Below are 20,192 nucleotides of genomic sequence, written 5' to 3' on the forward strand. Positions count from 1 at the left end.
GCGCCGGCCCGGGATCCGGATATTTCATCCCGATAATAAAAATATCGGTGTAATTTTAACCAACTAAAATTCTATTTTATGAAACAGCTGGTACTTTGTCTGCTCGTAGTAATGGCGAGCAGCTTTCTTACTCCCGTAACAACGGACCTTTCTCCCAAGGACAGGAAATTTGCTGTAGATTATTATATAAAAACAAAAGAGCGGCTATTGAAAGATGTGGGGCAACTGACCTCGGCACAACTGGCCTTTAAACCGGACAGCTCCCGCTGGTCGATCACGCAGTGCATCGAACACATCGCTTTGGCGGAGGATGGCCTGTGGCAGTGGTGCATGCTTTCTTTAAAGAGCGATACCCTGAAAAAGCCGGAAACAGCGCCTACGAATGAACAGCTGATCGCCGGTGTTACCGACCGGACAAAAAAAGCACAGGCCCCCGAAATGCTGCAACCCAAAGACCAGTTCCCGGATGCAGCGGCTGCGCTGAAAGCTTTTGTTGAAAGAAGAGACTCCACCATACAATACCTGAAAGGCACAACTGATCCGCTAAAGGAGCATTTTATGCCAACACCCGCCGGAACGATTGATGTCTTCCAGGGCTTGCTGCTGCTGGCAGCACACAGCGAACGGCACACACTGCAGATAGAAGAGGTGATGAAAAGCCCCGGCTTTCCTTCCCGGTAACGCATTTGCCCGGATTTGGGAAGGATTTCAAATTGTGGGGTCTGCCTAAAAATGGTTACCTTGCCCGCAAATAAGATTATTCATTATTAAATTCATTCAATGCAACAAGCAAAAAAAGGCGATAAGGTAAAAGTGCACTATCACGGCAAACTGACTACCGGAGAAACCTTCGATTCTTCAGAAGGCCGGGATCCGCTGCCGTTTGAGATCGGAAGCGGCATGGTTATCAAAGGGTTTGATGATGGTGTTACCGGGATGGCTGTTGGGGATAAAAAGACCATTACCATACCGGCTGAAGAAGCCTATGGCCCGGTGAACCCTGACATGATCATTGAGATGCCGAAAGACCGCCTGCCGCAGGATATGGAAGTTGAAGTGGGCATGCCATTGGTGATGAGCGATCCGCAGGGACAGCAATTCCAGGTTACTGTAAAAGAAATTACAGATGATAAGATCGTTCTGGATGCCAACCATCCCCTGGCGGGCAAGGACCTGGTATTCGACCTGGAGCTGGTTGAGATCGAAGGCGGCAGTCCGCTGATCATTATGCCTTAATTTTGTCTGGTAAATAAATTTTGTAAAAAGCAGCTTTCAGGAGCTGCTTTTATAGTTAAGTTTTTATTTTGATGATACTTTGTAAAATATTACTACTGCTGCAATTGTGAGCCGGTATGATATTTTAAAATAAAGATAAAAAAGATGGACACAACTTATGATTTTACCGTTGCCGAACGCTTTCTGCGCTATGTCACTGTTGATACCCAAAGCGATCCCCTGTCGGATACTGTGCCTTCCACAAGCAAGCAAAAAACATTAAGTAAAATTCTGGTAAAAGAGCTTAAGAAGATTGGGATAGAATATGTTGAACTGGATAAATTTGGTTATGTGTATGCCACGATACCGGCCAATTCACAAAAAAAGGTACCGGTGATCTGCTTTTGCAGTCATGTGGATACATCATCAGATTGCCCGGGAACCGGAGTAAAACCTGTTGTGCACTACAATTACGATGGAAAGGATATGGTGCTGCCGGATGATCCGGAACAGATCATACGGCCCGGTGACCATCCTTACCTGAAAACCAAAAAAGGGGAAGATATCATTACGGCTTCCGGTACCACACTTCTCGGAGCCGATGACAAAGCGGGCGTCGCCATCATTATGGACCTGGCCAACTACCTGGTAACACATCCGGAAGTAAAGCACGGCACCATCCGCATCCTGTTCACCCCGGATGAAGAGATCGGACGGGGCGTGGATCATGTGGATCTGAAAAAGCTGGGCGCGGATTTCGGGTACACACTGGATGGCGGAGAACGGGGCAGCTATACCGATGAAACATTCAGCGCGAATGGCGTAACCGTTACTTTTTTGGGAAACAGCATCCACCCGGGCTATGCCAAGGATAAACTGATCAATGCGATCAAGATCGCGGGAACTTTCCTGGATCTTTTGCCGCGGGATGGCTTTAGTCCCGAGACCACGGAAGACCGGGAAGGCTTTGTGCACCCGGTTCATATGGAGGGCACTGCTGAAAAAGCCACAGTCAGCTTTATCATCAGGGATTTTGATACCTCCCGGCTGAAACTGCATGAAGCCCGGCTGGAGCAATTCGCAAAGCAGGCTGCAGGCAGGTACTCCGGCAGCCGATATGAATTTGAGAGCAGGGAGCAATACCGGAATATGAAGGAGATCGTGGATCAGCATCCGGAGGTAGGGGAGTATGTGAAAATTGCGATGGAGCGGAGTGGAGTTGCGTTTAAAAAGAGCAGTGCACGCGGAGGCACAGACGGTTCGCGGCTGTCTTTTATGGGAGTGCCTTTTCCGGATATTTTTACCGGGGAAATGGCCTTCCACGGCAAACAGGAATATGTCAGCATCCAGGATATGCAAAAATCGGTGGAAACCTTAATCAATCTGGTGCAGGTATGGGAAGAGAAAACGGCGCATTAAGGATGCATCAGTGCATTTAATAAAAGCCGTTGCTCCTTTCCTCTCAGCAACAGTGCCCCCAGTGGTTTGGTAATAAACTGGGCAGCTGCGGGTATCCGAAGCAACACGTCAGCGGATGCTATAAATTCTTCCTGCAGCTCGCTGCATTTATTCAGGATCCGTGAGGTGGTATTCAGTACATCACCCGAGTAAGTGATGTCCCGTTTATAAACCCCAACTTCCCCGGCAATAACATTGCCGCAGTGTATACCGGCTTTAAACGAGGGCAGCAGGCCATATTTTTTCAGGTAGTGCGGTTCCTTTTTCCGCAGGTGATTTTTCATGTCATAAAAGCATTTCAGACACCGGGCATTTTTTAATCCCTCTTCATAATTCCAGGCGATCACGATTTCATCGCCCACATACTGATAGATCATGCCCTGACTGTCGAGAATGGGTGGGGTAAGATCGGCAAAGAAATCCTTCAGCAGCGCATGATAGCGCTCATTGCCCAGCTGTTCGGCAATAGTAGTGGATGCATTGATATCGAGAAACATGAAAATACGCTGCTCTTTCTTCGGTGTATTGTATTTGCCACGGATGATGTTCCAGAAATTATTTTGTCCGAACTTATAATTGATCTGCAGCAGCAGCTGGGTAATGCCTACAATAAAAGACCATACCAACGCATTTTTCAACGGCGTGGGGTCGTTGAAAAATTGCCGGAGGGCAAGCCTGCTTTCCGGATGACCCAGCGGTTGGCCCGTCTGTAACGGTACCTGTATAACGGCAACAACAACCGTAACCAGCATGATGATAACAGGAAAAGAAATACAAACCGCCGCCAGTGTATAGCCGTAAGGTTTGTCCTGGTACCTGACATTAATAAAGAACACCAGCAGACTGCCTCCGAGCAAAGCGCCTACAAAACCGCCGATCAGATTCCGGACGAGCGCTGTGGTAAATGTATAGTGCGCCGCGGGTCCCGCTGAAAGGGCCGAATGAAGGATAAGGTAGTCGTAAAGCGTGATAAAAAAGCCAACGATCAGCCACCCGCAGGTGATGATGAAGAGTTGTCTGAATTTTAAACTGTTCCTTGTACGCATAATGCCGGGCTTTTAAAAGGTTTCCTCCCGGACCGGGGAGGCAAAAAGCATTATCTCACATATAGGTTAATCCTTACCTTTATAAAAATAATTATTGTTATGGAAATCATTGCAAACTTTTGGTGGGTGCTGGTGCTTTTGCTGGTAGTGCTCAGCGGATTGTTTACCATCAACCAGGGCTATATAGGGGTGATCACCATGTTTGGAAAATACCGCCGTGTGGTAAGACCGGGCTTGAATATAAAGATCCCATTTATTGAAAGGGTATACCGGAAGGTGTCTGTACAGAACCGGTCGGTGGAGCTGGAGTTCCAGGCAGTGACCCAGGATCAGGCGAATGTGTATTTCAAAAGTATGTTGTTATACGCGGTGCAGAACGAATTGGAGGAAACCGTGAAAAAGGTGGCGTTTAAATTCATTGATGAGCGGAACCTGATGCAGGCATTGGTGCGGACCATTGAAGGCAATATCCGTGCTTTTGTTGCGACCAAAAAACAGGCCGAGGTGCTGGGGCTGCGCCGCGAGATCGTACAGTACGTGAAAGTAGAAATTGATCATACCCTGGAAGAAGAGTGGGGCTATCACCTCCTGGATCTGCAGATCAACGACATCACCTTTGATAAAATGATCCTGGATTCCATGAGCAAGGTGGTGGCCAGTAATAACCTGAAAGCTGCTGCGGAGAATGAGGGCCAGGCATTGCTGATCACCAAGACCAAATCGGCCGAGGCCGAGGGAAATGCGATCAAGATCAGCGCGGAAGCAGAGCGGGAAGCAGCCCGGCTGAGAGGACAGGGGATCGCCCTGTTCCGGGAAGAGGTGGCAAAAGGGGTGTCGTCGGCCGCAGTGGAACTGCGCCAGGCCAACCTGGATACCAATTTTATTTTATTCAGCATGTGGACCGAAGCGATCAAAAACTTCGCCGAATACGGAAAGGGGAACGTTATTTTCCTGGACGGAAGCACCGAGGGCATGGAGCATACCATGAAGCAATTTCAAGGGATGATGATGCGGCCTTCGGGAACAGACGCGCTTAAAAAAGAAAACTAGATTGTGCGGGATAAAGTCAGGATCCATTGCCTGCGAACCCGGCCAGCACAAACCGCTGCTTGCCCTGCATATCTGTTTTGATTGAAGACCGGTATCCGTTTGTCTCAAAAAGCTGAAGCGTATCTGCTGCCAGGCGCTCATGTACCTCCAGGTAGATCCTGCCATCCGGCGCCAAAAGGGTTTTTGCTGCTTCCGCTATTTCCCGGTAAAATAATAAGGGATCTGCATCCGGAACAAACAGCGCAAGGGAAGGTTCGTATTCCACTACATTCTTATGCATGGCCGCTTTGTCTGCAAGCGGGATATAAGGCGGATTGCTGACCAGCACATCCACCTGCGGCAGGCGCGAGCGGTTGCCGGTGTTTAAAAAATCCAGTTCAATAAAATCGATCTCCTGCCGGTATTTTGCCGCATTCCTATGGGCAACGGCTAAGGCATCAGCACTGATATCGCAGGCGGTAACCGTTGCGGCCGGCAGCTTCCGCTTTAAAATAACCGGGATACAGCCGCTTCCGGTGCCCACATCCAGTATACGGACCTCCGGTCTGTCCTGGTGGTCGCGGATGATCAGGGCAACCAGCTCTTCTGTTTCCGGCCTGGGGATGAGTACGTGCCGGTTCACAAAAAACGAGATATCGTAAAACCAGGCCTCATTGAGAATATACTGGATGGGTTCGGCCTTTAGCAGTCTTTTTTTTATATCCTGCAGCATCTTCAGCATACAGGGGTCGGGGTTGAACGGTTGCCTGCCACCTGCCCGTAAATCAATGCCCGTAAGGTTTTCCACGGTCATGTACCAGATCTGCCGTGCTTCACTCTCAGGGTAAAGCTCCCCGAGATCCTGTACAAAGCTTTTTTCTGTATTTTTTAAAGACATGCTGCAAACTTAATTCTTTTACTTTTGCAAAAATGGGTACAGGGATACAGGGTATTTATATGGAACGTTGTTTTCAGCTGGCACAGCTGGGAGCGGGCCATGTAGCGCCTAACCCGATGGTGGGTGCCATACTCGTTCATGAAGATGCCATCATAGGGGAAGGGTATCATCAGCGGTACGGGGAAGCGCATGCGGAAGTACATTGCATTAATAATGCACTCCGGCTCCATCCGGAGCTGATCGCAAAGGCGACCCTTTATGTATCGCTGGAGCCCTGTGCGCATTATGGTAAAACGCCGCCCTGTGCTGACCTGATCATCCGGCATAAGATCCCGCGGGTGGTGATAGGCTGCCGCGATAGTTTTGAAGCGGTCAATGGCAAGGGAATTGAAAAACTGCGGAACGCCGGTGTGGAGGTCATAGAGCAGATCGCTGACGGGAAAGCCATAGCGCTGAACAAACGGTTCTTTACTTTTCACGGACTGAAACGGCCGTATATTATTCTGAAATGGGCGCAGACCAGGGACGGGATAATGGCTTCGGAAGGAGCGGAACGGTTGAAGATCACCAACCCGGTGACCGACCGGCTGGTGCACCGGTGGCGCTCGGAGGAAGCGGCGATCCTGGTAGGGGCGGCCACGGCGGTAAAAGATGATCCGTTGCTGGATAACCGCTACTGGTTTGGAAACCCGCCGCTGAAGATCATTGTATCGGCTTCAGGTAAGCTGCCGGGAGAACTGCAACTCTTTCATTCCGGGGATCCTGTATGGGTCTTTAACCGGGAACAGGCAAAAAAAGAAGCGCAGGCGGAATGGATCCGCGTGGAAGACCCGGACCTCATCGGGGGAATGCTGGACCTGTTGTTTGAACGGCAGGTTCAGAGTGTTTTTGTGGAGGGCGGCCGTCGCCTGCTTCAATCCTTTATCGACAGCGACCTTTGGGATGAGGCGCGGGTGATCACCAATACCGGGATGATTGCCGGCAGCGGGCTTCAGGCACCCCGGTTGCAGCGCCAGGCACTGCTGCAAACCACCGTTTCCGGATCCGATGAAATAGCGATTTATAAGAATATGAGTAACCAGTTTATAATTTAAAATGGATCAGGGAAATTACTATCAGACCATTGAAGCAAGCGGACAGGCAGAATTTAAAGACAGGGGAAGCCGCTTTATCGCGATCGCTTATCCGCTTAAGGATGCCGACGATTTTAAAAAGATACTGGCTGCTGTGAAAAAAGAACATCCCAAAGCCAACCATCACTGTTTTGCTTACCGCCTGGGAACAGACGGCAATACCTTCCGGGTGAGCGATGCCGGAGAACCTTCGGGTACAGCAGGAAGACCGATACTTGGACAGATCGACAGCCGGCAGGTCACAAATGTGCTGGTGGTGGTGGTCCGTTATTTCGGAGGCACACTATTGGGAGTGCCGGGACTGATCAATGCTTACAAATCAGCTGCAGCCATGGCGTTGCAGGTGACGCCTGTAGTGCGTAAACCGGTGTTGAAGACCTGTCACCTTCAGTTTGATTATACCCAGCTTAATGAAGTAATGAACGTGATAAAACAATTCGACTGCACCATCATCAAACAGGAACTGCAATTGTTTTGTGTGATGGATATCGGTATACCCAAACACCGCTTTACGGAATCGCTGATGCGGTTCGGGGATATCCGGAACCTGGTACTGACGGAACCAGCCGTTATTTCAAATTAGCCACTACATTGTCTTTTGTAATATAGCCCAGGTGCGACCATTGCAGTGCGCCCTTTTTATAAATGTGGAGCACCGGCAATGCATCTATTTTCAGTGCATCAGCCAGTTCCTGGTTCTTATCGACATCGATCCGCAGCACTGTTACCGTAGCTTGTTTTTCACGGGCGATTTCTTTAAGGTAGGGCTCCATTTTTTTGCAGGGACCACACCACTCGGCATAAAAATCAACCAGTACGATCTTATCGGTATTCAACGCTTTTTCAAAGTTAGCTTTGGTAAGTCCTTCTTTGCCCGCTGCTGCTTTTTCTTCCGGCAATTTTGCGGCGCGCCATTTCATCATACCACCTTCCATTTCATAAACCTGTTTAAAGCCCTGCCCGCGTAAATAAGCGGCAGCTTTGGCGCTACGGCCCCCGCTGAGGCAATATACATATACCGGCAGGTTCGTTGGCAGCAGCTGTGCTTTTTCACCAAAACTGCTGTCGTTCCAGTTGATGTTCACCGAACCGGCAATATGACCGGAAGTATATTCATCAGGGGTGCGTACATCCAGTATTGTTTTTTCAGCCGGTGCGGAGAGTGCCTTGCTGAATTGCTGAACCGGCAGCACCGTTGTCTGGGCCCGGGAAGTGACGAACAGGAGAACGGCAGACAGGAATAAAAATGCGTATTTCATGCTGTTATTTTAAGATCCATTTTAATGATACGGGGATGCCTGTTTTTACTTCATGCCCGGAGGGTTCCGGCAACCCGGTAGCAGGGTTGAGTTTGAAAACAGTGATGTTGTCGCTTTTCTGGTTGGCAGCGATCAGCCAGCGCCCGGAAGGGTCGATGGTGAAATTCCGGGGAAAGTCTCCGTTGGTGGACTGACTGCCCACAAATGCCGGGATGCCGGTTGCGGGATCGATCTGGTAGACTTCAATGGTACTGTTGCTGCGTTGTGAGACATACAGGAATTTATTGTCGGGCGAAAGATGGATATCCGCACCGGCGGCTTTTCCTTTTTCTGCTTTCAGGGCATCTGTTGTATGCAGGTGCTGCAGCCTTCCGTTTTTTAGCGTATAGGTATTCACCGTGCCGCCCATTTCATCCACATTGTAAACAAATTTTTTACTCCGGGCGATGACCATATGACGGGGACCCGCGCCTGGCGCAGTGCTGGTGAAGAATGCGTTGGCCGTATCCACCTTACCCGTTGTTGCCTTAAAAGGGTAGGTGACAATTTTATCCGTTCCGAGGTCGCATACAAATACAAAACGGTTGTTGGGAGAAACCGTGGTGCTGTGCACATGTGGTGCCTGCTGGCGGGCAGTGTCCGGCCCGCTGCCTTCGTGAGTCACAACCTGTGACAGGCCGCCCAGTGATCCGTCTTTATTGATGCGGTAAATGGAAAAGCTGCCGCTGGAATAATTAGAGGCAAACAGCCATTTGCCGCTACGGTCAATTTCCAGGTAACAGGGATCATCGCCCTTGCTTTCCACGGTATTCAACAGGGTCAGCTTTCCGGTTTTTTTATCGAATGAAAAAGCACTGATGCCGCCGTTGGCCGTTTCATTTACGGAATAAACAAAACGCTGGTTTTTTGAAACCACCTGGTAGGAAGGGTTCACAGCCGGGGTCATACTTACTTCGGTCAGTGTTCCGTTTTGTTGATCGAAATCATAAATATAAATACCCTTGCTGGAACTATTGTTATTGGTATAAGTGCCGGCTACCAGGTACTGACCCCAGCTGGTGCGGGCGGTACCTGTAAGGCTTAAGAGGAACAGGGATGCCAGGATTGTTTTCATGCTTGAATTTAAAAAGCAAAGGTACAACAAGTTAAAGGTTTGAACGGTATAAATCGGAAGCAGCGTTCCTTTTGTTTTATCTGTTTTTTAACAATCGCGGTGCAATTTTAGCGCGCAATAAATCTTCTATATATCAAAGGAACAAGCGATCAGAAAATTTAAAAACAATTAAATCGAACTACCATGAAACGGATTCTTACATTTTCAATCGTAGCAGTATTAGCTACCGTTGTATTGGCGAGTTGTTCAAAACGGGACCACTGGCGCGATGACAATAATACGAATGATGAGTATGCTTACGTTACAGGATATAACAAAGGATATCCTTATAGCATTGTCCAGTTTTCGAACGATAATACTTATGCCATTATTGAAAGCAGGTATAATGATGAATTACCGGAGAATGGAGATGAATTATATGGGGACTTCTATCGTAGCAATCAATATAGAATAGTGCGTAATAATTCTCGTGCTCCCAACAAGATTTCAATAAGAGTTATTGAAGATGGGATACAGACTGCCACTGACGCAACAGATGCCCTGGATTACTATTGTTTTGGTTCTAATGCATCAAGCGCAACAAAGCAAAACAAGGTATTTATTTCATCAAAACAAAATACACCAAGAAAATTGGACGTTCAAATAACTAAATAGATTTTTTTAGTCCGTTCCCTATACATGAGCCGCCCGCGAGGGCGGTTTTTTGTTGGTTAAATTGTAAAATAAATGTATATATTTGTTGAGCTAAAGGCTGTATGATGCTAATGATATGAATGACTGAAATATTACAAGCCCAAAGAATGTTCTATCAAATATTAAAAGCACCATCAGGTACAGACCTCTTTTAGCAGATTATTTAACCTAAAAGAATCATTTATGAAAAAAACAATTACTAAGCTGCTTCTGATTGTAGCTATTTCTGCTTTTTCGAATTGTACTAAATCTAACACCCACAGAGATGCGTTAGCCGGTGAAGCGCCTGCAGATACTGTTCAATTAACAAAATATCTGTCAGATGTTTTGGGAGTTGCACAATCTTCAATTGAGATTGATCAAACTACGAATGAATTTTATGTCCCCGGTACAATTTTTAGAATGAAGATTGAGAAAATTCAAGAACAGTATGACGAAGCAAATATTTATAAACTAACTCATGAAAACTAATATCTGTATGAAAAAGAATACCTTATTATTAATAGTGCTGCTATTTTCTACCTCTTTTGCTTTTGCATTTCCAACAATAACGAAATTTACGATAACTCCGTCGACTCCTGACTATAAGATACCTGTTTCTAATAGTGTTGCAACCACGGTAAACTATAGTTTAAATGTTACGCGGCAATTTAATTCGAATGGAAGGGAATATGAGACTTTTGGAGTCCTGAACTATCAGATATTTTACAAAGATGGTAGTGGAGAGCTTGCTTTATCGCAAGTCGAAAACATTCAAACTTCGCAATTTGACAATTATCTTACTCAGATTAATAAAACTTTTTCAATACCTGCAGGAAAGGTCGGTGGGCATATTATTTTACGTATGTATTATGCATGTTGGCATAGTAATAATGTTACCGCAGCGCCAATTGAAGCTGGCGGGGCTTTTATTACCTATATTCCTGGGGTAACACCTCCGGATGGTAATAATGGCCCACCTCCAGCGACTTACACAGAAGGGGCCTTCATTAGGAATGACATAACTGGGGAGATTTTTGTTGGGATTGATAGTGTTTACAGGAGGATTATTGCCAGAAATAATACGACTAATCTGACAGATGACTATGCGCTTTTTTCAAAACCTGCTGTGGATCAGTCATTATATCATACAAATTCAAATGCGTCTTTTTCTCCTTTAGGAGCTGATATTGGTATGGTCTCCAGACGGCACGTATTTTATTTAGAACGGGATGAATTTAACGGAAGAGTCTATTTAATGGAAGATCAATCTGCTACTATTACAGCAAGGTGGATTCGTAGCCCGGCAACAATCAGTTTTTATAGATTTGATGAAACTAAAATAAGAATTTTTGTTCCAACTACCAGGGACCCGAGCTTTTTTTCTAGGGAAGGAATAGTAGCAGGAGCAGATCTGGGAACTCCTCCTTATTAGCGGCAGCAAAGGAGAAAATGGTTTTTTGATATAACAGCGCAGAGTTCTCAGTGAGAAGCTCTGTGCTGTTCATTATTTTCTCAGTTGTAATAGAATATAGACAGTTTTATTTCGCTAGAGATTTAATGCTTTTACAATCCGCTCATACAATTCCTCATCCCCGAGCACTTCCGGTTTAAACGCTTCCCCGATCACTTTTTCATACAATTCAATATACCGGTTGGAGATGGTCTGGATCCATTCGTCGCTCATTTCGGGCACGGCCTGTCCTTCCTTGCCCATAAAATTATTGGCGATCAGCCATTCTCTTACAAATTCCTTACTCAGTTGCTTTTGTTTTTCACCGGCAGCCAGCCGCTCTTCAAAACCATCGGCATAAAAATAGCGCGAACTGTCCGGTGTATGGATCTCATCCATCAGGATGATCTTGTTCTCTTTTTTCCCGAATTCGTATTTGGTATCTACCAGGATCAGTCCCTGTTTTGCTGCCAGTTCCTGTCCCCGTTTGAACAACAGGAGTGCCAGCCGCTCCAGCTCCTCCCATTCGTCCCGGGTGGTCAGTCCCTGCCGGATGATCTCTTCTTTACTGATATCCTCATCATGTCCTTCATCCGCTTTTGTACTGGGCGTAATGATGGGCGCAGGGAAGGCTTCATTTTCCTTCATACCCTCGGGTAACGGTATGCCGCAAAGTGTTCTTTTTCCGGACTGATAAGTACGCCAGGCATGACCAGTGAGATGGCCCCGTACCACCATTTCAATTTTAAACGGGATACATTTAATACCGATAGAGGCATTGGGCGCCGGCTTTTTTTGCAGCCAGTTGGCACAGATATCTTTTGTGGCATTGAGCATAAAGGCAGCGATCTGGTTCAATACCTGACCCTTAAAGGGAATGGGGCGGGGAAGGATGACATCAAAAGCAGAAATGCGGTCGGATGCGATCATTACCAGCAATTCGTCCTGGATGGTATAAACATCCCTTACTTTACCCTTATAGAAAGCGGTCTGACCCGGAAAATTAAACGTTGACATGCTGCGAAAATAATCAGGGTTTAGGTATTAACCACCAACGGGCTGAAAAAAAATCCATTACGACCGAATCTGTTAATAATTAAATTTTTATTTCCCACTAACAAGTGTTATTTTAACATTCAAATCACAAAACCTTAGAAATTTATGAGACCTGCGATTTGCTTATTAGCCACTCTATTCCTCCTTTTATTTACCGCGGCGGAGGGCGATGCCCAAACGACGGTCACCGTTACAGGAACCGTAAAGAACAGCGAAACCGGGGAGGGCGTGAACGCGGCCTCGGTTGTTGTTGCGGGAAGTACAACAGGCGCTTATTCCAGACCCAGCGGCAGCTTTGAAATAAAAGCAGCCAGCTATCCTGTAAAACTGGTGATTTCTTCTGTGGGCTATGAAACACAGGAGATCACCGTAACCGGGCCGGAACCCGTGACCCTGTCCCTGGTGCCAAAAACTGAACTGGGGCAGGAGGTAGTGGTCTCTGCGAGCCGTGTGGCGGAACGGCTTATCGAGTCGCCCGTTACCGTAGAGCGGGTAAACAGTGCCGCGATCACAAATGCACCTGCTGCTAGCTATTATGATATTGTAGCCAATCTGAAAGGAGTGGATGTGGTAACCGCTTCGCTTACGTTTAAAACGCCCACCACCCGGGGGTTTATGGGAAGCGGTAACCTGCGCTTTAACCAGATCGTGGATGGTATGGACAACCAGGCGCCCGGTCTGAATTTTTCAGTAGGCTCGGTGATCGGGACCACACAGCTGGACGTGGAAAGTATGGAACTGCTGCCCGGCGCCTCTTCTGTTTTATACGGCCCTGGCGGGATGAACGGAACACTGGTGATCAACAGCAAAAACCCGTTTAAATACCAGGGACTTTCAGCAGAAATAAAAGAAGGTGTGATGCACCTGGACGATGCGGCCCGTGATGCATCGATCTTTAATAACTATGCCCTCCGCTGGGGACACAAAGTGTCGGATAAGTTCGCCTATAAGATCGCTGCGGAATACACTTCGGCCAAAGACTGGGTAGCGCAGGATGACAGGAACTATGCGCGGATCGGGACGGATGGTGTTCCGAAAGCGGGAACCAGGGCCTCAGATCCCAACTACGATGGCATCAATGTATATGGAGATGAAACAACAGTGAACTTGGTTAAAGATGTATTTCCGGGAATTGGCCAGCAGGCACCTTTTCTTCAGGGATTGATCAATTCCTTATCCGGAAGCCCGATCTGGGTTTCCAGAACAGGGTACCAGGAGGCTGATATTATTGATCCGACCACAAAGAATTTTAAGGTGAGCGCTGCATTGCATTATAAGATCACACCTAACACGGAAGCGATCCTCGCCGGTAATTTCGGAACTGGTAATACCGTATATACCGGCAGCGACCGCTACTCGCTGAAGAACCTCAAAATGGGTCAGTACAAACTGGAACTGGTAAATAAGAACTGGTTTTTACGCGGCTGGACAACACAGGAGAACGCCGGCGAATCGTTTAATGCCACAGTAACCACAAGGCTGACGAATGAGGCCTGGAAAGCCAGTGGCGGGGCCACGGGTTGGTATTCGCAGTATTCGCAGACATTCCTTGCCAGTAAGATGGCCGGTATGTCTGATAATGACGCGCATGCCGCTGCCCGTGCATTTGCCGACCAGGGCCGGCCGGAAGCGGGCAGTGCAGAATGGAAAAGGATGTTTGATAGTGTAAGAGCAATTCCTATTTCAAAAGGAGGCGGACTTTTTGTTGATAAAACGGATCTGTACAGTCTGGAAGGCCAGTATAATTTTTCGCATATTACCGGAAAAGTGGTGGATCTGCTGGTGGGCGGTAATTATAAACGGTATGTATTGAATTCCGAAGGGACCTTGTTCGCGGATTCGACCGGAACCATTCCCATTAATGAAATGGGGGCTTATATCCAGGCCAGCCGTAACCTGGGGGATATTGTAAAGCTAACCCTTGCCGGGCGTTATGATAAGAATGAGAACTTCAAGGGTCGTTTTACCCCGAGGGCCACGGCAGTGGTCAAAGTTGCCGAGAACAACAACATCCGCCTGAGCTTTCAGACGGCCTACCGCTTTCCATCCACACAGCAGCAATGGATCAACCTGAATGTGGGCGGCAATACCCGGCTCATTGGCGGACAGAGCGAGTTCTGGGATTTTTATAAGTTCAGGGAAAATAAAGTGTATTACCTGAATAACCTGAGGGATGATAACCAGCTGGTGGAGTATGACTATGTAAAATATAAACCGGAAAGTGTGTCTACATTTGAATTGGGGTATAAAGGATTACTGGCGGATAATCGCCTCATGATCGATGTATATGGTTACTACGGTCAGTATAAGGATTTTCTCACCCGCAGTTTACTGGTTCAGAATAAAACCGGGGCCCCGGTAACACAATCAGATACTGCAAACGGAAATATTTATTCGGTGCCTACAAATATCGATGAAGGGGTAAAGACCTATGGCTTCGGGCTGGGACTGGATTACCGCTTCTATGGCAATTTTACGGCGAATGCAAATGTTTCCTCCGATAATCTGAGCGACCTGCCGGCGGGATTTGTATCGTTCTTCAACGCACCGAAATACCGTTTCAATATCGGTGTGGCCAACACGGGGTTCGGACCTAAAAACCGGTTTGGATTCAGCATTACTTATCGCTGGCAGGACACATTCTATTACAACGGTGACTTTGCCAACGGGCAGGTGCCCGGAATCAATGTAGTGGATGCACAGGTGAGCTTCAAACTCCCCGAAACCAAATCGATGATCAAGATCGGTGCCAACAACCTGCTGAATGAATATTATGTGAATGCCATCGGCAATGCACGCGTAGGCGGATTGTACTACATCAGCTTTGGGTATAACGTGTTTTAATTATTAAAAACCGGTTTATGAAATACATAAAATCAAAAACGATCTATAGCTTTCTGGTGCTTTTGGTGATGATAGTAACTTTTTCCTGTAATAAAGATGTGCAGCAGTTTCCCGAGCCGGAGCCGGCAGATACAAGCAGCCAGCCCGGACTGGCGGCCGCTATTGCAGCCGATGCGAATTACAGCCTGTTCAGTGAAGTAATTAAGAAATCGGGCTATGCCGACACGCTGAATGATAAAAAACGCATGCTTACCCTGTTTGTACCAACCAATCCGGCGGTGAAAACAGCAGTGAGTTTCCTAACCGGCGGACAGGTTCCGTCAAACGCCCCGGATGCTGTGGTGGCCGGTTTCATTCAAAGCGCTGCTTTCCCGGTAGCCACGGCCAATGGACTGGTGAAATACAATACCATTCCACAGAGTTTGGATTTGTCGGCACTGGCCGGAGGATCGTTCAATCTGCAATATCCATCCATGATCAACCCGGCTCCCAATCTGAGCGCTCTGGCGCGGCTGTCTGTTTTCCTGGCAAAGAACAATGGCGTCAATTATGTTAATAATGTGCCGGTAGCATCCGCCCGGGTGGCTGCCGGAAATGGCGGCTATTACGGCACGGCAGCAGTGGTAATGCCTCCTACACGGCTATTGTGGCAGCGCATCAGCGAGGCACCGGATCTGACCTACTTAAAAGCCGCAGTGGAACGCGCCGACAGCGGACTTACGGCCGACGATAAAAAGAACCCCGCAAAGTCGATGGTTACCTTGTTGTCTTCTTTCGGCCCCAGCATCACCCTGTTTGCACCAACGGATGATGTATTTAAAGCTACGTTGTATGTGCTGGCCTACCCGGCGGTACATGCCGCTATTTATGCAGAGGCCAAATCGCAGGGAGCCCCGGACGCGGTGGCTAAGGTTATAGCAGACACCCAGGCTCCGGGGAAAACACAGGAGCTGGTGGGATCTGCAGCGGTATTCAGTAACCCGCTTTTATACCCTGTACTTACTGCCGAAAAGGTAAAAGGACTGCTGGCTTATCATATACTGGGAAGCACGGTGTTCCTGAGTCATTTTCCGGCTGCAGAAACAGAAATACCCACATTGCTGAGTCTTGCCCTGGGGGCAGCGGCGCCCAAACTAAAAGTTAAAGCCACCTTTAACGGAGGGGTGGCCACCGCCCTCACGGTGAAAGGAGCGGTTAATCCAACAGCCGCCCATGTTATGTATAACCCCACACCGGAGCCCAACGGATCAAGCGACCAGTACTATTTGAATGGAACATTGCATAAGATCGACCAGATATTACTGCCCTTGAGCTTTTAATCAACAATATTCCCGATATGAAAACAGGGGGTGTCTTATTGATGCCCCCTGTTGCATTGAACCTCGACAGGTATTTATGGGGAAGTTAGTACAGGTGTGGAAACAGGAGCAGGATCCGGTGAAACCCTTGGCCGGTAGATGTTTGCGGCGATCCGCTCCGTAACGGTCTTCGGAAAGAATTTTGGCAGTACTGCATTGAGCTGGTTGATAAAGCCGGGGATGATCTCCGCCCGTTTTTTAAACAATCCCCGTACAGCGATCCGTGCTACCCGCTGCGGGCTCATGTTAAAACGGTCGGCGATCTTCCGGGTGTGAAGCTGCATGCCCGCCCGGTTCACAAAATCTGTATCCGTGCTGCCGGGGCTGAGGCAGCTTACAGAGACCGGAGACCCTTTCAGCTCCTGCCGCAGACTGCGCGTAAACGATAACACAAAGGCCTTGGAAGCCGCGTAAATTGAAAGATAAGGTACCGACTGATAACTGGTAGTACTTCCAACATTTAACAGGTAGGCGCTGGGCCGGGCTTTTAAAACCGGCAGGAACCAATGTGCGATGCGCAGCTGGGCTTTTACGTTCACATCAATAATGTTCAGCTGTTGCTCCAGTCCCAGTTTTTCAAAATCCCCGTTCAGGCCATAGCCGGCATTATTGATCACGATCTGCAGATGGGGATGATAATAAGTGGTTTGCCGGTAAATGTATTCAGCGGCGTTCCTATCTGAAAGGTCAAGGGTGATCGCTCTTACCACGATCTCATAATCTCTTATCAGCCGGGCGGTAGTGGCTTCCAGCTGTTCTTTGTCACGGTCTGCCAGGATCAGCTGGTATCCTCTTGAGGCCAGTTCTTCCGCGAGTGCGCGTCCGATGCCTTTTGCAGCTCCGGTTATTAATGCATATGCCATAAATATCTGGTTATTTGCAGGGTTTAAAAAACGGTTTTTCAGGAATAATGCGGGATCCCGATCACAGGTTACCCGTTTATTTCCGGTACCAGCGGCAAAGCCGGTGTGGATACTTTTTTTTGTTTTCTTTTTGTGAACAGCTTTATCCCGGCGATCTGGTGATAAAAGGGCGTGGCACTTGCCGCGTGCTTGGGCCGGTAGGCGCCTGTGATGACGGGTATGTACATGACCCGTCTCCGGCTTTTCTCTCCGGTAAAAGGCGCTTGTTGTACCCGGTGCCAGAGCCGGCCGTCATGAATGGTAAGGTCGCCGGCGTCGATGGCAAAACCTGCTTCTCTTTTGTCGGGAGTATGATCTATAAAGTATCTTTTCCGGAACAGCAATGTCCACAATCCTTTATTATGCGTACCGGGCAGCACGCGTAACCCTCCATTTTCATAAGGGCAGTCGTCCAGGTGCAGCCCTACATTGAGCATCGGCCGTATACGCGAGCCCAGGAACAGGTCCCGGGGACTATCTGTATGCCAACCCAGTTTTGAAAAGTTGCTGTCTTCAGCATTAACATAATGGTTCACTACCAGGCCGTCTTTTTCTGTTTCGCCGATGCGGGCTTCATAGGGCGCCAGCAATGTGGTTAGGGCACCAAGGGCATCACTTTTCAGAAAATTACTCAGCACCGGGCTGAATTGAGAGGCAAAAGCGATCCGCTGGATGATCGGGCGGCCGTCGGTATCAGTGCCGTATTTAAGCGGAATCCCGTTTACCCTGGTGATATGATGTCGGATAAGGTAGTTCTCCACTTCCCGCACTTCCTGTAAAAACTGGGTGACAGTACTGTTGGAAACAAAGTTTTTGAAATGGAGTACACCGGTTTTTGCAAAATAGGCGCGGTGCAGTGAATGGATCTGACCTGTAAAGACAAAGGATTGTATTGGTATATTCATTTGTTTTTTATTTTATATGATAATAGTGATGCAAATGCAACAGATGCGGGGAGCAATACCGGAGTATTCCGGTGGCAGGCAACAGGAGGGGTCAACAACAACAACCGGCAACAGACAGGAGCTTTCTGCGGGAATACAGGAAAAGACCGGGATTGTTATGTTTATGAGGATGAACCATGAAGTTTATTAGTCTACTAAATTTATAGACTAAATTAGTCTATTTTTCTTTTAATCCAAATTTTTTTTTTAACGATCGCCCTCCTGGCAGGAAAATTGCCGGGTAATAACCGGAATGAACATGTATCCCGCTGAGTTGTTTCGATTATTATAAGTGTTTGGTGGATATTTGTAACTTCTTTGCTGCGCACTGCATTATTTTTGAAGCCGTTTAAAAACTGCTGACTGGCAGGCTTAAACGAATAATTACGCACATCACAAACACAAATACTAACCAGGAAAACCCTCCATTTAAGTTAAGAGGTAGATGGAAAAGAAGTCCCTTTTGGGACTTTTTTGTTTTCATACCATTCTGGTAAAGACATTTCCCGGAGCAGTTTTTGGGAACAGACGCTGAAAAATGGAAGAACAAGACCTCTTCAGGCCGGCAGTGGAGTTGTTATTGCAGCTGGTTCTGGTATTGCCGCGGCGACAGCCCGGTTTTTGATTTGAAAAAGAACGAGAAATGTGCCAGTTCGCGGAATCCCAGCTCAAAAGCGATCTCTTTAACTGATATATCGGAGGCATGAATGAGCTTTTTTGCTTCCAGGATGACCCGCTGCTGGATCAGCGCGATTGCCGGCATCCTGAATTTTTTCTTACAGAGGATGGACAGATAATTGGGGGTCACGTTTAATTGTTCGGCATAAAAAGAGACCGATTTGTGTTCCCTGAAATGCTGTTCTACAAGATTGTGAAAATGATACAGCACCGGGTTATTGCGCAACTGGATCATATCTTCAAAAACCCGTTCTGCCTGGTGATGGACCATCGTGGCGATCAGGCTGCACCGGAGGCTGATCACATCCCAGAAGACCGGTTGGGCACCAAGCTCTTTCTGGATCAGCAGGAATTCTGCCACCACTTTCCGGAATACCTCCGGCTCCAGGTTGATGACTGAATGCTGGTTGTACCGGGCAACTGAAAAGGAAACGGATGCGGCGGCCCGTTCGAACAGGTGTTTTCCGATGATCAGCTTATGACCAAGCGTTTCCGTTCCCAGATCCCATTTATGGATCTGCCCCGGGAAAAGAATATGGATCTGCGAACTGTTTACTTTATGATCAATAAAATCGATGGAATGAATGCCGCTGCCTTTTTCAAAAAGCAGGAGTACAAAAAAATCGTGGGAATGCGGTTTTTCGATGCTGCTTGCCCCGTCAAACCGGTGATAAATAACACTATCCTTCATTTCAGGGGTTTCCTGAAACGTATTCAATTCCAGTTTGGGGTACAGACCTTTGGATTTCATATTTTTTGACGCGTTTTCTATTTCGGGCTACCTCGGAGGTACCCGATAGATTTAAAATTGCTTGCGATAAAAATGGTTGTTGTCTGGTGAACCGCTCCAATTTTAATGCTTTGCCAGGCACAATTATCCCTAAACAGCCCATACGGTCTCTGATCACGTCGTTTACGTCTGATCCCGATCTGTACAATGCTGAATGAATGGCCTGCCAATTGATTGGCCCCGTAGCCCCGGCATTTCATTACTGGCAGAACACAAAGAAGTGTCCAGGTCCAGATAAAAGGGAATGCCGGCAGCAGCCTGATACGGTGATTAAAAATGAATACCCAATAACAGCGGCTAACAGGGAAAAACCAACCAGCAAAGCAATGCTGTCTGCATTTTA

19 protein-coding genes are annotated in these 20,192 nt (G+C 47.6%); 11 read left to right on the plus strand and 8 right to left on the minus strand.

What is annotated here, in order from left to right:
- The first annotated feature begins 78 nt into the window (after nucleotides 1-78).
- The 3 genes from K7B07_RS19650 (at nucleotide 79) to pepT (ending at nucleotide 2,634) form a co-directional block, all read left to right on the plus strand.
- Nucleotides 79-681 carry a DinB family protein gene (locus K7B07_RS19650; protein WP_223712240.1) on the plus strand — a complete coding sequence of 201 codons (603 nt, stop codon included), beginning with the start codon at nucleotides 79-81 and terminating at the stop codon, nucleotides 679-681.
- A gap of 99 nt (nucleotides 682-780) precedes the next feature.
- Complete coding sequence (locus tag K7B07_RS19655) at nucleotides 781-1,236, plus strand: FKBP-type peptidyl-prolyl cis-trans isomerase (RefSeq protein WP_223712241.1); 456 nt, start codon at nucleotides 781-783, stop codon at nucleotides 1,234-1,236.
- 144 nt (nucleotides 1,237-1,380) lie between these two features.
- Nucleotides 1,381-2,634 (plus strand): peptidase T, encoded by a 1,254-nt coding sequence (gene pepT, locus K7B07_RS19660; RefSeq protein WP_223712242.1) that lies wholly within the window; start codon nucleotides 1,381-1,383, stop codon nucleotides 2,632-2,634.
- Here pepT and K7B07_RS19665 read toward each other — a convergent pair.
- Nucleotides 2,631-3,719 (minus strand): adenylate/guanylate cyclase domain-containing protein, encoded by a 1,089-nt coding sequence (locus K7B07_RS19665; protein ID WP_223712243.1) that lies wholly within the window; start codon nucleotides 3,717-3,719, stop codon nucleotides 2,631-2,633. The two genes, pepT and K7B07_RS19665, sit on opposite strands and share 4 nt — an antisense overlap.
- Before the next feature lie 99 nt (nucleotides 3,720-3,818).
- On the opposite strand from K7B07_RS19665, the gene K7B07_RS19670 reads away from it, so the two are divergent.
- Nucleotides 3,819-4,769, plus strand: coding sequence for an SPFH domain-containing protein (locus K7B07_RS19670; RefSeq protein ID WP_223712244.1), 951 nt, complete (start codon nucleotides 3,819-3,821; stop codon nucleotides 4,767-4,769).
- 16 nt (nucleotides 4,770-4,785) lie between these two features.
- On the opposite strand, the gene prmC is transcribed toward K7B07_RS19670, so the two are convergent.
- Nucleotides 4,786-5,646, minus strand: a complete 861-nt coding sequence (gene prmC / locus K7B07_RS19675) for a peptide chain release factor N(5)-glutamine methyltransferase (protein WP_223712245.1) — start codon at nucleotides 5,644-5,646, stop codon at nucleotides 4,786-4,788.
- A 32-nt stretch (nucleotides 5,647-5,678) separates the two neighbouring features.
- Between prmC and ribD the strand changes: the two genes are divergently transcribed.
- Both ribD and K7B07_RS19685 read left to right on the plus strand, forming a co-directional pair.
- Nucleotides 5,679-6,740: a bifunctional diaminohydroxyphosphoribosylaminopyrimidine deaminase/5-amino-6-(5-phosphoribosylamino)uracil reductase RibD gene (ribD, locus tag K7B07_RS19680; protein ID WP_223712246.1), complete on the plus strand. Its 1,062-nt coding sequence runs from the start codon at nucleotides 5,679-5,681 to the stop codon at nucleotides 6,738-6,740.
- A 1-nt stretch (nucleotide 6,741) separates the two neighbouring features.
- A complete protein-coding gene (locus K7B07_RS19685) occupies nucleotides 6,742-7,362 on the plus strand; it encodes an IMPACT family protein (RefSeq protein WP_223712247.1) in 621 nt (206 codons plus the stop codon).
- On the opposite strand, the gene K7B07_RS19690 is transcribed toward K7B07_RS19685, so the two are convergent.
- The gene (locus K7B07_RS19690; RefSeq protein ID WP_223712248.1) at nucleotides 7,349-8,038 is read right to left on the minus strand and encodes a thioredoxin domain-containing protein; all 690 of its coding nucleotides are present in this window, start codon (nucleotides 8,036-8,038) and stop codon (nucleotides 7,349-7,351) included. The two genes, K7B07_RS19685 and K7B07_RS19690, sit on opposite strands and share 14 nt — an antisense overlap.
- Before the next feature lie 4 nt (nucleotides 8,039-8,042).
- A complete protein-coding gene (locus K7B07_RS19695) occupies nucleotides 8,043-9,152 on the minus strand; it encodes a lactonase family protein (RefSeq protein ID WP_223712249.1) in 1,110 nt (369 codons plus the stop codon).
- A 183-nt stretch (nucleotides 9,153-9,335) separates the two neighbouring features.
- Here K7B07_RS19695 and K7B07_RS19700 point away from each other — a divergent pair, with 183 nt between their 5' ends.
- The 3 genes from K7B07_RS19700 to K7B07_RS19710 all read left to right on the plus strand — a co-directional run bounded on the left by K7B07_RS19700 (nucleotide 9,336) and on the right by K7B07_RS19710 (nucleotide 11,259).
- The gene (locus K7B07_RS19700) at nucleotides 9,336-9,806 is read left to right on the plus strand and encodes a hypothetical protein (RefSeq protein WP_223712250.1); all 471 of its coding nucleotides are present in this window, start codon (nucleotides 9,336-9,338) and stop codon (nucleotides 9,804-9,806) included.
- 222 nt (nucleotides 9,807-10,028) lie between these two features.
- Entirely contained in the window at nucleotides 10,029-10,316 is a 288-nt protein-coding gene (locus K7B07_RS19705) for a hypothetical protein (protein WP_223712251.1), read from the plus strand.
- 7 nt (nucleotides 10,317-10,323) lie between these two features.
- Nucleotides 10,324-11,259, plus strand: a complete 936-nt coding sequence (locus tag K7B07_RS19710; RefSeq protein WP_223712252.1) for a hypothetical protein — start codon at nucleotides 10,324-10,326, stop codon at nucleotides 11,257-11,259.
- Nucleotides 11,260-11,373: 114 nt separating this feature from the next.
- Here the strand turns inward: K7B07_RS19710 and K7B07_RS19715 are convergent, their stop codons facing one another.
- Nucleotides 11,374-12,294, minus strand: coding sequence for a phosphoribosylaminoimidazolesuccinocarboxamide synthase (locus K7B07_RS19715; RefSeq protein WP_223712253.1), 921 nt, complete (start codon nucleotides 12,292-12,294; stop codon nucleotides 11,374-11,376).
- Between the two features lie 144 nt (nucleotides 12,295-12,438).
- On the opposite strand from K7B07_RS19715, the gene K7B07_RS19720 reads away from it, so the two are divergent.
- Together K7B07_RS19720 and K7B07_RS19725 are read left to right on the plus strand one after the other, a co-directional pair.
- Nucleotides 12,439-15,177 (plus strand): TonB-dependent receptor, encoded by a 2,739-nt coding sequence (locus K7B07_RS19720; protein WP_223712254.1) that lies wholly within the window; start codon nucleotides 12,439-12,441, stop codon nucleotides 15,175-15,177.
- 17 nt (nucleotides 15,178-15,194) lie between these two features.
- Entirely contained in the window at nucleotides 15,195-16,496 is a 1,302-nt protein-coding gene (locus K7B07_RS19725; RefSeq protein ID WP_223712255.1) for a fasciclin domain-containing protein, read from the plus strand.
- A gap of 74 nt (nucleotides 16,497-16,570) precedes the next feature.
- Here the strand turns inward: K7B07_RS19725 and K7B07_RS19730 are convergent, their stop codons facing one another.
- The 3 genes from K7B07_RS19730 to K7B07_RS19740 form a co-directional block, all read right to left on the minus strand.
- The gene (locus K7B07_RS19730) at nucleotides 16,571-17,398 is read right to left on the minus strand and encodes an SDR family NAD(P)-dependent oxidoreductase (RefSeq protein ID WP_223712256.1); all 828 of its coding nucleotides are present in this window, start codon (nucleotides 17,396-17,398) and stop codon (nucleotides 16,571-16,573) included.
- Between the two features lie 68 nt (nucleotides 17,399-17,466).
- A complete protein-coding gene (locus K7B07_RS19735) occupies nucleotides 17,467-18,342 on the minus strand; it encodes a phytanoyl-CoA dioxygenase family protein (RefSeq protein WP_223712257.1) in 876 nt (291 codons plus the stop codon).
- 616 nt (nucleotides 18,343-18,958) lie between these two features.
- Nucleotides 18,959-19,810, minus strand: coding sequence for a helix-turn-helix domain-containing protein (locus K7B07_RS19740; RefSeq protein ID WP_223712258.1), 852 nt, complete (start codon nucleotides 19,808-19,810; stop codon nucleotides 18,959-18,961).
- Nucleotides 19,811-20,192 lie beyond the last annotated feature (382 nt).

Origin of the sequence: Niabella beijingensis (genome assembly GCF_020034665.1) — a bacterium.
Lineage (GTDB): Bacteria > Bacteroidota > Bacteroidia > Chitinophagales > Chitinophagaceae > Niabella > Niabella beijingensis.